The 13,287-nt window shown below is 59.7% G+C and carries 15 protein-coding genes and 1 tRNA gene; 6 read left to right on the top strand and 10 right to left on the bottom strand.

All coding sequences use genetic code 11. From position 1 onward, the window contains the following. Nucleotides 1-76: 76 nt before the first annotated feature. Both AACS18_RS19905 and orn read right to left on the bottom strand, forming a co-directional pair. Nucleotides 77-152: transfer RNA gene (locus AACS18_RS19905), tRNA-Gly, on the bottom strand. A gap of 178 nt (nt 153-330) precedes the next feature. Then, entirely contained in the window at nt 331-876 is a 546-nt protein-coding gene (orn, locus tag AACS18_RS19900; protein WP_042080584.1) for an oligoribonuclease, read from the bottom strand. A 91-nt stretch (nt 877-967) separates the two neighbouring features. Between orn and rsgA the strand changes: the two genes are divergently transcribed. The 5 genes from rsgA to AACS18_RS19875 are packed head-to-tail and all read left to right on the top strand — an operon-like array spanning nt 968 to nt 3,802. Continuing rightward, nucleotides 968-2,002, top strand: a complete 1,035-nt coding sequence (gene rsgA, locus AACS18_RS19895) for a small ribosomal subunit biogenesis GTPase RsgA (RefSeq protein ID WP_041202348.1) — start codon at nt 968-970, stop codon at nt 2,000-2,002. Nucleotides 2,003-2,030: 28 nt separating this feature from the next. Further along, on the top strand, nt 2,031-2,903 hold the full coding sequence (gene asd / locus AACS18_RS19890) for an archaetidylserine decarboxylase (protein WP_181363336.1): 873 nt from the start codon (nt 2,031-2,033) through the stop codon (nt 2,901-2,903). Continuing rightward, nucleotides 2,900-3,169, top strand: coding sequence for a VF530 family protein (locus AACS18_RS19885; protein WP_005349372.1), 270 nt, complete (start codon nt 2,900-2,902; stop codon nt 3,167-3,169). Before asd ends, AACS18_RS19885 begins: the two co-directional genes overlap by 4 nt. Further along, the gene (locus AACS18_RS19880) at nt 3,159-3,410 is read left to right on the top strand and encodes a DUF2960 domain-containing protein (protein ID WP_005338984.1); all 252 of its coding nucleotides are present in this window, start codon (nt 3,159-3,161) and stop codon (nt 3,408-3,410) included. The genes AACS18_RS19885 and AACS18_RS19880 overlap by 11 nt, the downstream gene beginning before the upstream one ends. Nucleotides 3,411-3,412: 2 nt before the next feature. Further along, complete coding sequence (locus AACS18_RS19875) at nt 3,413-3,802, top strand: hypothetical protein (protein ID WP_108613106.1); 390 nt, start codon at nt 3,413-3,415, stop codon at nt 3,800-3,802. Between the two features lie 97 nt (nt 3,803-3,899). Here the strand turns inward: AACS18_RS19875 and AACS18_RS19870 are convergent, their stop codons facing one another. From AACS18_RS19870 to gpt, 5 genes are all read right to left on the bottom strand, one after another. Continuing rightward, nucleotides 3,900-5,153, bottom strand: coding sequence for a glutamate-5-semialdehyde dehydrogenase (locus tag AACS18_RS19870; protein ID WP_108613105.1), 1,254 nt, complete (start codon nt 5,151-5,153; stop codon nt 3,900-3,902). A gap of 34 nt (nt 5,154-5,187) precedes the next feature. Beyond that, the gene (proB, locus tag AACS18_RS19865; RefSeq protein ID WP_033114873.1) at nt 5,188-6,291 is read right to left on the bottom strand and encodes a glutamate 5-kinase; all 1,104 of its coding nucleotides are present in this window, start codon (nt 6,289-6,291) and stop codon (nt 5,188-5,190) included. A 179-nt stretch (nt 6,292-6,470) separates the two neighbouring features. Then, a complete protein-coding gene (gene crl / locus AACS18_RS19860; RefSeq protein WP_005339003.1) occupies nt 6,471-6,863 on the bottom strand; it encodes a sigma factor-binding protein Crl in 393 nt (130 codons plus the stop codon). Nucleotides 6,864-6,925: 62 nt separating this feature from the next. Beyond that, on the bottom strand, nt 6,926-8,194 hold the full coding sequence (frsA, locus tag AACS18_RS19855) for an esterase FrsA (RefSeq protein ID WP_005358363.1): 1,269 nt from the start codon (nt 8,192-8,194) through the stop codon (nt 6,926-6,928). Nucleotides 8,195-8,366: 172 nt separating this feature from the next. Beyond that, nucleotides 8,367-8,834: a xanthine phosphoribosyltransferase gene (gene gpt / locus AACS18_RS19850; protein ID WP_005339007.1), complete on the bottom strand. Its 468-nt coding sequence runs from the start codon at nt 8,832-8,834 to the stop codon at nt 8,367-8,369. A 947-nt stretch (nt 8,835-9,781) separates the two neighbouring features. Here gpt and AACS18_RS19845 point away from each other — a divergent pair. Then, on the top strand, nt 9,782-11,233 hold the full coding sequence (locus AACS18_RS19845) for an aminoacyl-histidine dipeptidase (RefSeq protein WP_108613104.1): 1,452 nt from the start codon (nt 9,782-9,784) through the stop codon (nt 11,231-11,233). A gap of 82 nt (nt 11,234-11,315) precedes the next feature. On the opposite strand, the gene djlA is transcribed toward AACS18_RS19845, so the two are convergent. The 3 genes from djlA to AACS18_RS19830 all read right to left on the bottom strand — a co-directional run. Further along, nucleotides 11,316-12,149, bottom strand: a complete 834-nt coding sequence (djlA, locus tag AACS18_RS19840) for a co-chaperone DjlA (protein WP_005358354.1) — start codon at nt 12,147-12,149, stop codon at nt 11,316-11,318. Nucleotides 12,150-12,168: 19 nt separating this feature from the next. Then, nucleotides 12,169-12,837 (bottom strand): N-acetylmuramate alpha-1-phosphate uridylyltransferase MurU, encoded by a 669-nt coding sequence (gene murU, locus AACS18_RS19835; protein ID WP_108613103.1) that lies wholly within the window; start codon nt 12,835-12,837, stop codon nt 12,169-12,171. Then, the coding region (locus AACS18_RS19830) for a phosphotransferase (RefSeq protein ID WP_146184801.1) at nt 12,834-13,287 on the bottom strand (454 nt) is incomplete at its 5' end. The genes murU and AACS18_RS19830, both read right to left, overlap by 4 nt.

The following is a 13,287-nucleotide window of genomic DNA, read 5'->3' as shown; positions in this document are numbered from 1 at the left end:
TCGCGACCCCGACCTTGGCAAGGTCGTGCTCTACCAACTGAGCTATTCCCGCAACAGAATGTCATTTACAAGTGATTGGAGCGGGAAACGAGACTCGAACTCGCGACCCCGACCTTGGCAAGGTCGTGCTCTACCAACTGAGCTATTCCCGCAACTACCTTAAAACAGGTCGTACAGCATTTGGTTGCTTGCGCTACTGTACGGGAGCCGAATTATAAGAGCAGTCATTCCAATTGCAAGGGCTTTTTTGTCTGGTTGCGCGCGTTCGCTCAAAAGCTGGCCGAACTGTCGATTTTAGCAGCCAGCGCATGACAACCCCTTGCCGGGGAATCAGATCTTGAAGACGTGGCTGCGATAGAACTGCAGCTCGGCGATGGATTCGCGGATATCGTCCAGCGCCTGGTGGGTGCCGCTCTTCTTGAACTGATCCAGCAGTTCCGGCTGCCAGCGGCGTACCAGCTCCTTGATGGTGCTGACGTCGACATTGCGGTAGTGGAAGAAGGCTTCCAGCTCGGCCATGTGCTTGACCATGAAGCGGCGATCCTGACCGATGCTGTTGCCGCACAGCGGGCTGGTTCGCTCCGGCACCCACTGGCGAATGAACTCGAGGGTCTCGGCAATGGCTTTCGCCTCATCGTGCTGACTCGCCTTGACCCGAGCGACCAGACCGCTCTTGGTATGGGTGTTGACGTTCCAGTCGTCCATCTTGGCCAGCTCTTCATCACTCTGATGAATGGCGATGACCGGCCCTTCGGCCAGTACGTTCAGATCCTTGTCGGTGACTATGGTGGCAATCTCCAGTACCACGTTCTCTTCGGGGTCGAGACCCGTCATCTCCATGTCGATCCATACCAGGTTCTGCGCGCTGACTGTCATGATTGCTCTCTCTATTGGGAGGAATGGCGGAATTTTGCCAATTTGCATGTATCATACTGGCTTTGGATCTGTTCATAAACTGGCGAATCGAGTGGCAAAGAAAGCAAAACTCAATCTGGGTCAACAAAGGCGCGTCCAGGCCAACCGCGAACGGCGGCTGCAAAAAGATCACACCACAGTGGTGGATGACACCCTGTTTGGCCCCGCCATCGAAGGGGTGGTGATCAGCCGTTTTGGTCAGCACGCAGACGTGGAAGCGGTCGATGGCACCATCCACCGCAGCAACCTGCGGCGCAGCAGCATCAGCAGTCTGGTCTGTGGCGACAAGGTAGTGTGGCGTCCCGGCCTCAATGCCGCGACAGCGGGCGTCATCGAGGCGGTGCATCCGCGCCACTCGGTACTGACCCGGCCGGACTTCTACGACGGGGTCAAACCCATCGCCGCCAATATCGACCAGATCATCATCGTCTCGGCGGTGATGCCCGAGTTCTCCACCAACATCGTCGACCGCTATCTGGTGGCCGCCGAGGATGTGGAGATCCGCCCCCTCATCGTGCTGAACAAGGTCGATATGCTCGATGATGCCGCCAGAGCGCGCATCGAAAGCCAGCTCGAAACCTACCGCAAACTCAATTACGAGGTGCTGCTGGTGAGCTGCGAGAGCGGCGAAGGGCTGGATGAGCTTAAAGCCGCTCTGACCGACAAGATCAGCATCTTCGTTGGCCAGTCCGGGGTGGGCAAGTCGTCGCTCACCAACGCCCTGATGCCGGGGCTGGATGTACTCACCGGCGAGATCTCCGAAAACTCGGGACTCGGCCAGCACACCACCACCACGGCGCGGCTCTACCACTTCCCCAGCGGCGGCGATCTCATCGACTCCCCCGGGATCCGCGAGTTCGCCCTCTGGCATCTGGAAGCCGACCGCATCACCTGGTGCTTCGTCGAGTTTCGCGACTATCTGGGTGGCTGCAAGTTCCGCGACTGTACCCACAAGGACGATCCCGGCTGTGCCCTGCGCGCCGCGGTCGACGCGGGCGCCATCAGCGCCGATCGCTTCCACAACTATCACCGCATCCTGGAAACCATGCAGGAAGCCCGTCACGGTCGCCAGCAAGCGCGCCTGTGACCCTAATAAACCTACGTTGATGATGAACATGAGCATTACTGACAACCTGAAAATTGCCGGTCAATACTGTCTGCCCAAGCACGCCCTCTCCCGTCTGATCGGCAAGTTTGCCGCCGCCGAAGCGGGCAACATCACCACCAAGGTGATCGAGGCTTTTATCAAGCAGTACAAGGTCGACATGAGCGAGGCGCTGCACGAGAGCCCGGCCCACTACAAGAGCTTCAACGAGTTCTTCACCCGCGAGCTCAAACCCGGTATCCGCCCCGTGGTAGAAGATGCCATGACCCTGGCGCTGCCGGTCGATGGCACCGTCAGCCAGCTCGGTCCGATCCAGCAGGGTCGCATCATCCAGGCCAAGGGCCACGACTACAGCGCCCGCGAACTGCTGGGTGACTATGAGGATCTGGTGGCGCCGTTCAAGGATGGCGACTTCGCCACCATCTATCTGGCGCCCAAGGATTATCACCGCATCCACATGCCGCTGGACGGCGTGCTGGAGAGCATGGTGTTCGTGCCGGGGGATCTCTTCTCCGTCAACCCGCTCACCGCCGAGAATGTGCCGAACCTGTTTGCCCGCAACGAGCGGGTGGTCGCCACCTTCCGCACTCCGCACGGCCCCATGGCGCTGGTGCTGGTCGGTGCCACTATCGTAGCCAGCATCGAGACCATCTGGGCCGGCAACATTGCGCCGACCAAAGAGAAGAAGGTGGTGCGCTGGGACTACACCGGCGACGAAGCCATTACCCTGCAGAAAGGCGCCGAAATGGGCCTGTTCAAGCTGGGCAGCACCGTGGTCTGCCTGTTTGGCCCTGGCATGCTGGCCGGTTTCGAACCTCACTTGGCCAACGGTGTCACCACCCGCATGGGTCAGCCCTTTGCCAAGCTGGCGGAGCAGGCATGAGCGAGCAACCGAACGCCTCGCAGAAAAACAACCCGCTGCACGGGCTGACGCTGGAAGCCATCGTCACCGCGCTGGTCGAACACTACGGCTGGGAAGAGCTGGGGCAGCAGATCAATATCCGCTGCTTCACCGATAATCCCAGCATCAAGTCCAGCCTGAAGTTCTTGCGCAAGACCCCCTGGGCTCGGGAGAAGGTCGAAAGCCTCTACCTCTACGTCCAGCGCAAGCAAGCCAAATCGAAGAAGGAAGGGCAAGATGGCCTTTAAGATTACGTACACCTATAAAAAACAGGCCAAAGAGATCGGCTACGCGAACGACAAGTTCCGCAGCATCTACGACGCCATCGCCGCTGCCGAAGGGCTGGATCTCACCAGTTTTCACGCCATGGAGGCCCAGCTGGCTCAGGTTTGTCGCCGTGACAAGAAAAGCGTGAAGGATTACCAGGAGAACTACTTCAAAGAGTTGGGATTCTCAAACATCGTCATCGAACGGGATCTGCAGGAGTAACCATGCGCACCTTGACTCTGATGGCTGCCTCTCTGCTGCTGGCGGCATGCAGTACACCGGAACAACATCTGGTGGGCGGCGATCGCGACAGCCACGGCTGTATCGGCAGTGCGGGCTATCAGTGGTCAGCGCTGACGGGCAAATGTGTGCGCCTGTTTGAGCAGGGTATCCGGCTCAATCCGACCGATGCCAGCCAGACCAGCAGCGCCTTCGTGATGTTCAATGCCGACCAGACGCAGGCCGAATTGCATCTGCCAAGCGGCGAGCAGCACCTGCTGACCCGTCAAGGTGCGGAGGGCAACTGGTCGTGGCAGGGTGGCGACTACATCCTCTTCCCCTGGAAGGGTTATGTGCTCAAGTCCGGTGACAAGGCGCTCTATCACGGGGAATAACCCCGAGGAATAGCGCACAGCGTGGTATCGGTGCGATGCACGCGAACAAAAATGCCGACCCTGTGGTCGGCATTTTTGTATCTGACACAACCGGTTATCAGGCGCGGCTGAGGTAATCGGCCTGCCCTACCCACTTGTAGCTGGTGAGCTCGGTCAGCCCCATGGGGCCACGGGCATGCAGCATCTGGGTCGACACCGCCACCTCGGCGCCCAGACCAAACTGGCCACCATCGGTGAAACGGGTGGAGGCGTTGACATAGACAGCCGCCGAACCGGCGCCATTGACGAAACGCTCGGCATTGGCCAGATCGTTGGTCAGGATGGCATCGGAGTGGCCGGCGTTGTGCTCGCGCATATGGGCCAGCGCTTCGTTGACGTCTGCCACCAACTTGACCCCCAGCGTCAGCCCGAGCCACTCGGTATCGAAATCCTCCGGCCCTGCCTCGCACAAGTTGTCGGCGCCAGTCAGCAGCGGCATGGCGTTGGGCGCGGCCACCAGCGTCACCTTGCGCTCGTTCATCAGCGTCACCAGCTGCGGCAGGAATGTCGAAGCGACTTTCTCGTGCACCAGCAGGGTATCGAGGGCATTGCAGGCGGAGGGGCGCTGCACCTTGGCGTTGTCGATGACCGCCAGAGAGCGCACCAGATCGGCACTCTCGTCGACGAAAATATGGCTGATACCGAACCCGCCGATGATGACCGGGATGGAGCTGTTCTCCTTGCACATCTTGTGCAGGCCGGCACCGCCGCGGGGAATGATCATGTCCACGTAGCGGTCGAGGCGCAGCAACTCGCCGACCAGCGCACGATCCGGGTTGTCGATGTACTGCACCGCCGCCTCGGGCAGACCGGAGGCCGCCAAGGCATGCTGGATCACCCGCACCAGCTCCAGATTGGAGTGGAAGGTCTCGCGCCCACCACGCAGGATGCTGGCGTTGCCGGTCTTGAGGCAGAGGCTGGCGATGTCGATGGTGACGTTGGGGCGCGCCTCGTAGATGACGCCGATAACCCCGATGGGCACCCGACGACGGGAGAGCCGCAGGCCATTTTCCAGCACCCGGCTATCCATTTCGGCGCCGACCGGATCATCCAGAGTGATCACCTTGCGCACATCGGCCACGATCCCGGCCAGACGAGCCGGATTGAGCAGCAGGCGATCCAGCATGGCTTCTGACAAGCCAGCCTCACGGCCAGCCGCGATATCCTTGTCGTTGGCCGCGAGGATCTGCTCGCTTCGCGCCTCCAGCTCGTCGGCGATGGCGGCCAGCGCCCGGTTTTTCTGCGCCGTGCTGATGGTAGCCAGCTGATAGGCGGCTTCACGGGCCGCCTGCCCCATTTTCTCCAGACTCATCTCGGTTCCCTTTGTTCATGCCGTGCCGCCCTGATTAGAGCAGCACCATATCGTCTCGATGGATGGCTACTGAACCATATCCATAGCCCAGTACCTGCTCAATCTGATCCGAGTGGACGCCGCGCAGCTTATCCAGCTCCAGATGGTCGTAACGGCAGATACCGCGCGCCAACTCGGCGCCTTTGGGATCGAGGATCCGCACCACATCGCCTCGAATAAAGTCGCCCTTGACCGCCACAATCCCCTTGGGCAGCAGGCTGGAGCCTTTCTCCTTCATGGCGGCCACTGCGCCCTGATCCACATGCACTTCGCCGTGAGGGGGGGGGCCTGCCAGGATCCAGCTCTTGCGTCCTTCCAGCGGGGAGGCCAGCGCCGGGAACAGGGTGCCAATCCGCTCGCCCTTGGCGAGACGGCCGATCACCTCCGGCATCTGGCCGGTCGCGATCACCACATTGACGCCAGCGCGACGTGCCACATCAGCGGCCTGCAGCTTGGTAGCCATGCCGCCGGTACCGAGGCCGCTGACACTGTCACCCGCCAGCGAGCGCAGGGTATCGTCGATGGTCTGCACCTCTTCAATAAGCTGGGCGTCGGGATTGGTGCGCGGATCGGCGGTAAAGAGCCCCTTCTGGTCAGTCAGCAGGATCAGCAGATCCGCATCCGCCAGAATGGCGGCCCGTGCGGAGAGGTTGTCGTTGTCGCCGACCTTGATCTCGGCGGTCGCCACCGCATCGTTTTCGTTGATGACCGGAATAATGCGGTGATCGAGCAGGGTGCGCATGGTGTCGCGGGCGTTGAGATAGCGCTCCCGATCTTCCAGATCGGCGCGGGTCAGCAGCATCTGGCCGATATGCAGACCGTAGAGGTTGAACAGATCCTGCCATACCCGAATAAGCTGGGTCTGACCAACCGCCGCCAGCATCTGCTTGTTGGGCAGGGTTGGCGCCAGTGGCGGGTGACCCAGATGTTCACGACCGGCGGCGATAGCCCCTGATGTGACGACCACGACCCTGTGGCCGTGACGGTGCAAGGCCGCACACTGTCTGACCAGCTCGACCATATGGGCACGATTGAGCTGGGAAGACCCCCCTGTGAGCACGCTGGTGCCCAACTTGACGACTATGGTTCTGTTTTCCATGGGAGCATAAAGGCTAAAAAGTAAGGAATATCTTTATACCCACGGCCATGGAGCCCTGCAAGGCAATTAACGCCGGGGTGAGGAGATGAAGCAAAGGCCCGGATGATTGCGGGCGGAAGGGGAGATGGCTGACTGATGGCCCGGCAAACAGCGGGATGCTGCTCGCCGGGCATCAGGGATCAAGCGGCGGTCACGGTCAACTCATTGGTGACCTGATCAGCTGGCGCTAACTGACACTCCAGAGCCGTCAGTTTGTCGCTGATGAGCTTGTAGAAACGGTTGAGGGTCCGCTCCACTTCTACCTGGTGCTTCTTGGGGATCGGCTTGTCCAGCCACTCACCATCAGCATTGTAGAAACCGAGCTGATAATGGTAACGGAAATGGTGATCGTCCTGCTCCAGCACCAGCCACCAGCCCCAGAACTCCCGTTTGTCCGGCGCCGGCTTGGCGCTGACACAGACCGACAGGCAGTCGAAACGATAACGCCCCTCTTCGCAGAGATCTTCGCGCAAATAGGGGCCAATGGCAGCAAACTGCCTCAGCAGTCGCTTGTAGGTCACTCTTTCAGACATGTTAACCTCCCTGTTAAACAAGCCGCGCCACCTCGGGATGGCGTCAGTTCTTTAGCGCAATGTCAGGTACACAAATGCTGTTTCAGCCACTCGACGATTTCGTCCAGTGCCTTGTCATACACCTCCAGCAAAGGCTGTTTGTCGAATACGATGGCCTTGCCGTTACGACTGGCCGCCGCCAATGCCCGTACATCCTGCTCGGGACAAATAAAATCTCGCTTGTGTCCAATACTCAATATCGGCACAGAGGTGCGAGTCCCCAGTAATCCTTGTGTTTTAAGTGAAAATACCTGGCACTTGGTACGCATGCCGTCCCACTGAGCCGCATCAGCCCCCAACCGGTTGGCCAGACTATCCCGCATCATGCGCGGGCACTTGGCAAACAGCTCCTGATTGGTAAACACCTGATTGACCCCGGCGCCGACACAGACCACGGTGCGCAGCTTGAACGGCTCGATAAAGGCCAGTCTGGCTGCGATATTACCCGCCAGACGCATCCCCACCATGGCGATACGCTGATGATCGACCCAAGCCACTTCGGAGAGGTAATGGAGCACCGCCTGATGGAGACGGCTGGTATCCTGCACCAGCGGCCAATGCTCGGCATAGCCGACCCCGGGCATATCGAGGGAGAGCATGCCGATACCGTTGGGCTCGAGCCGTTTGAGATAGAAGTTGAGGAAATCGAGCTGCAGGGAGTCGATCCCGCCGCTGATGATCACCAGCGGCACCGGTTTTTCGGTCGTCGGCAGGTGGAGATAACCCTGAATATGCTTGCCGCGAAAAGGCACCTGGATCTCTTTGAGCGGCACCTTGAACAGGCGACCCGCCTCGCGATAGGCCATGTTACCGAGCAGCTGGGCCTGATCCGCCAGCTCGTCATCCTTGAGATGGGGATAGCTGGCGATGGAGTAGTAGCGCACCGCCTTGAGCAGTTGCTTCAGGGCACCAGAAGCATCCCCCTTCTCGCGCAATTCGCGGCCCTGCTTGAAATAGTTGCCAGCCACCTGGCTCCACTCGTAGATCCAGTTGCCGGGCACATAGCCCTTGATGGTATCGAGATAGCAATCGTGGGTGCGCTCGCCGGTCGCCATGGCGATACGGGCCAGGGTCTGCTCCACTTCGATGGGATCAGCCCCCTGCCAGGTCCAGGAGGGGCGGCGCAGCAGGCGATACCAGCTCTTTGACATGGAGCCGTCGATAAACATCTCGTCTGACTCGGCTTGCGCCAGATCAGCCGCACTGGAGTTGGAGATCTCGGATGTTTCCAATACCTTCTTGACGCGGGTAAAGAGCTGTTCGGTCAGGTTTAGGTCTTCGTTCAAGTCCAAGATAGTGTCCCATTCATATCAGGCAATAGCTCATCTTAACCACTTTTACTGCCCATCAGCCACCCTGCAACAGATTGATACACAAAAAAACAGGGCTCCAAATTGGAGCCCTGTGAAACCATTATTGCCGGTTGCGACCAATGGACGCAGCGAGCGTCACATCCCGATCTGGTTACTTTTCGTCGCAGATCGGTGTGGCGAACTCCAGTGCCATATCCCATGGCTGTTCGATCCAGGTATCCTGCGGGATCGCCACTTCGAAATCGTCCAGCAGCGCTTCGCCCATCGGCTTGGCGAAAATCGCGATGAACTTGGCTTTCGGATAGAGCTCGCGGATCGCCTTGGCGGTAGTGCCGGTATCCACCAGATCTTCCACCACCAGCCAACCTTCGCCGTCACCGGCGGTGGTGGCAGCCTTCACGACCACCAGCTCGCGCTGGCTGTCATGGTCATAGCTGGAGATGCAGAGGGTTTCCACATTACGAATGCCAAGTTCACGGGCCATCAGGGCTGCGGGCACCAGACCACCACGGCTGACCGCGATGATACCTTTCCACTGGCTGACAGGCAGCTGACGACGGGCCAGACGGCGAGCTTCACGTTGCAGGTTGTCCCACGACACATAGAACTTTTTCGGCATGTTATCGATCTCGAATAGTTATTTAAAAACAATCACTTAAAATAAAAACATCCGCAATTCTCCCTGCGGATGCCACTAAATGGCGGCCCTTGTCCGACTGAATTCAGATTGCACTTCGGCTGCCTCAGGGCTAAGCCTCGGCAGCAAATCTGATAACAATGGAAGCAAGATGGGCTTATCCGGCGATCGGTTAGATGATGTGTCCAAACCGCGGACAGGCTGTTGGGCCGATATGATAGCACCGTTTGCAGAGAAAATGCCTGGCAAACGTATGCCAAAAACAGGAAAAATCGGCATCACCCTCTCCATTCGGCATATCTCGAGCGCCAAACGACTAACCTGCCGTCCCTGCTGCCGAGTCCTAATGGCTGTGCGGCAAATCGCAGATAAAAAAATAGCAGGGGGAGGATTTACCTCACGCACCTGCTGCTTTCTCGCCTCTGCCTGGTTGGGCAGCTCGTCTTAGCGACGAGTGACGAAGGGATTAGGGTAGCTGAAACCCTGGGTATACAAAGAGGGGGCAAACCAATAGGTTGAGTTGCTGCCTGGCATATTGAAACTCCTGATTGCTTAACAAGTTACGTACCTTTAATGCGGGCTCAAATCCTTGAACGAACACTCGGTTCCATGGAGGCGCACTTGCTTTGCTTCGGTTCCCTGGAGGCTTTCATCGTCATCCTGACGGGTGGCGAACCACGGGAACTAATTTACCAGTCAGTGCGTTAAATTCAATATTTTTGTGAGATCGGTCACACATTTTTCTTTTCTATCGGTCAGCGTCGTCCGAACCTGACGATCGTACTGCCTGGTTGCCATCAGCCAGCACAAGCTGCCTGCGATTTGCGCTGATTGCTCACATTTTTGTGTGATTGACTGTATTATCGTTATCCTCTTCCCCGGCCCGCTGATGGGGCCCTGTTAATTCCGTGCTGGTAAGGAGTCCCGACGTGGCACAGCTTAGCTCTCTCTCTCCCAAACTGATTTGGCATTTCTTCGAACAGATATGCTCCATCCCCCACCCTTCCAAACATGAAGCCAAACTGAGCGCCTGGATCATCCAATGGGCTCAAGGGGAAGGTCTGGCGGTCAAGCAGGATAAGGTCGGCAACATCATCATCAAAAAACCGGCCACCCCGGGGATGGAAAATCGCAAAGCCGTGGTACTGCAGGCCCACATCGACATGGTGCCGCAGGCCAACGCCGACACCAAACACGACTTCGCGACCGACCCCATCGATGCCTATGTCGATGGCGAGTGGGTCACTGCCCGTGGCACCACCCTGGGTGCCGACAACGGCATCGGCATGGCCGGTTGCCTGGCTGTTCTGGCTGACAAGACCATCAAGCACGGTCCGCTGGAAGTGCTGCTGACCACCGACGAAGAGACCGGCATGACCGGCGCATTCGGTCTGGAAGCGGGCTGGCTGGAGGGCGAAATTCTGCTCAACACCGACTCCGAAGAGGATGGCGAGGTCTATATGGGCTGCGCTGGCGGTGTGGATGCCAATATCCGCTTCCCGCTCGAGCTGGTTGACGCCAGCGAAGGCGAAGCGTTCGAGCTGGCCGTGAAAGGGCTGCGTGGCGGCCACTCCGGTTGCGATATCCATCGCGGTCGTGGCAACGCCAACAAGCTGCTGGTGCGTCTGCTCAAAGCAGCAGAGCCGCTGGGTGTTCGTCTGGCCGAGATCCACGGCGGCACGCTGCGCAACGCCATCCCGCGCGAAGCCCGTGCCACCCTGCTGGTGCCTGCTGCCAGCGTAAACGAGTTCAAGGCGCTGGTTGACCGCTACACCGGGATCTACCAGACCGAACTGGCCGCCACCGAGCCAAACCTGACCGTGCTGGTCAACAGCGCCGCCAAACCAGCCAAGCTGATGAGCGTCTCCCTGCAGCAGCGCCTGCTGGATGCCCTGATGGCCTGCCCAAACGGCGTGATGCGCATGAGCGATGCCATGCCCGGCGTGACCGAAACCTCTACCAACCTGGGGGTCATCAAGACTCAGGATGGCGAAGTGTACGTCCAGTGCCTGATCCGCTCCCTGATTGACTCCGGCCGCGAGAGCATCGAGCAGATGACCCGCTCCCTGTTCACCCTGGCAGGCGCCAGCTGCGAATTCACCGGTGCCTATCCGGGTTGGGCGCCGAACGTGGACTCCCCCGTCATGGCGCTGGTACGCAATAGCTACCAGACCCTGTTCGGCACCATGCCCAACGTGATGGTGATCCATGCCGGTCTCGAGTGCGGTCTGTTCAAGAGCGCCTATCCGGAGTGGGACATGGTCTCCTTCGGCCCGACCATCCGCGGTGCCCACTCCCCTGACGAGAAGGTACATATCCCGGCGGTCGAGCGTTTCTGGCAACTGCTGGTGCACGTGCTGGAAGCGATTCCGGCCAAATAACCCGGCCTGCGCCACACGGCAAAACAAAGCCCCGCACTGCTGCGGGGCTTTTTTATTGTCTGTTCCAACCTGACGTTGGCGCTTACCGGATGCCGCGGGCCTCGCGGATCCACTCCCAGGCTTGCTGGATCTCCTGGGTCTTCTCCTTGGCCATCTCCATCATCTCCGGCGGCAGCCCTTTGGCGGCCAGCTTGTCCGGGTGATGCTTGCTCATCTCCTTGCGGTAGGCGCGCTTGATATCCTGATCGCTGTCGCTCTCGCTCACCCCCAGCAGCTGGTAGGCATTCTTGAGGCGATCCGCAGAGGGTGCCGCCTGCCGATACTGCTGGCCACCGGAATGGCCCCCCTGATACTGGCCATGGGCCTGATTGAAGAAGTTCATCTGCGCTTCGGCCATCGCCAGAATGCGGGCTAACTCGATGCGGCTGAAGCCCAACTCGTCGGCGATGGTGTGCAAAATGGCGCGCTCGCCCTCCTCTACCCGTCCGTCGGCAAAGGCCGCCTGCAACTGCACTTCGAGGAAGAAGCGCAGAATATCGCGCTGCCCCAGACTGGCACGGCGGAACTCGGCCAGGGTCTCGCGCAGCGGGAAGTCGGCCTCCTTACCGAGACGAAACGACTCCTGAGCACGGGCACGCTGTTCGCCCGCCAGCCGCATCCGATCCATCAGGTTGGAGGCAACCCGGATCTCCTGCTCGGTCACCTGACCGCTGGACTTGGCGATGTGGCCCATCACCGAGAAGGTGGCGTGAAAGAAGACGGCTTGCTGCTCCTGACTCGGGCCGCGACGAAACGCCCCCTGCAGCCCCATGCCACGGTCGAAACGGTGGCCAATCCAGAGGCCAATCAGGGCACCGATGATATTGCCGAGCAGAAAGCCAAAGAAGGCGCCCAGCACCTTACCCCAAATACGCATGGTTCAAGACCTCTTGAAGTTAATGAGTGCGGGCCTGGAGCTGGTCATCCAGCTCGCGCAGACGGTCGACCGTGCCGATATCGCGCCACTCGCCAGCGAGCAGGCTGCCGCCCACCCGCCCTTGCGCCATCCAGTCACGCAGCAGCGGCGCCAGCTTACGGGCACCACCGGCGAGACCGGCAAAGGCCGCCGGATCATATAGTCCGACCCCGCTAAAGGTAAACGCTGGCGTATCCATGACTCGCCCCCCTTGCAGGGCAAAGTCCCCACTCGGGTGCTGGGGCGGATTGGGCACCAGCCAGAGGTGGGCCAAATCATAGCCAAGGGGCTGGCTGACTAGAGTGTGATAGTCGAGATCGAGCCAGGTATCGCCGTTGATCACCAGAAAGGGTTCTGCGCCCAGCAGCGGCAGCGCCTGCACGATGCCGCCTGCGGTCTCCAGCGCGCTCTCCTCGGCTGACCAGTGGATGGTCACGCCAAGCGCACTGCCATCACCCAGGCTCTCGACCAACTTGTGGCCGAGCCAGGCATGGTTGATCACCAGCTCGGTCACGCCAGCGGCTTTGAGTTTTTCGATGTGATGAACGATGAGCGGCTTGCCCCCCACCGCCAGCAGCGGCTTGGGCAGCAAGTCGGTCAGCGGGCGCATCCGCTCGCCACGGCCAGCGGCCAGGATCATCGCCTTCATGGTTTAACCCCAGCATTGGCGATCCCCGGCAACACCACCTGCTCCAGCCACTGACCAAAACGGGCCAGTACCGGATAGGCACCACCATGAGTGCGACAGACATCCACCACGTAGCCAAGGGTACGGGGAATATCCTTGAGATAGCCGGACTTGCCGTCGCGATGATAGAGCCGGGTGAAGATCCCCGCCGCTTTGAGGTGGCGCTGCATGCCGGTCAGGTCGGCATCACGACGGAAACTGGCATAATCGAGCTCGCCAAGCAGACCCGCCTGTTGCAGGGTGGCAAAGCCGTGGCGCATCCCTTCATCGATCACCTCGTCCGGCCAACGTATGTAGCAATCTTTAAGCAAGGAGACCAGATCATAGGTAAGCGGCCCGATGACCATATCCTGAAAATCGATGATGGCAAGTTCGCTGGTATCAGGAGTGTTTCCGCCGCACACCATCAGG

The organism is Aeromonas sp. HMWF015 (assembly GCF_963878965.1).
GTDB lineage: Bacteria > Pseudomonadota > Gammaproteobacteria > Enterobacterales > Aeromonadaceae > Aeromonas > Aeromonas veronii.
The sequence above is the reverse complement of the archived record's forward strand: the minus strand, read 5'-3'. Positions and strand labels throughout refer to the sequence as shown.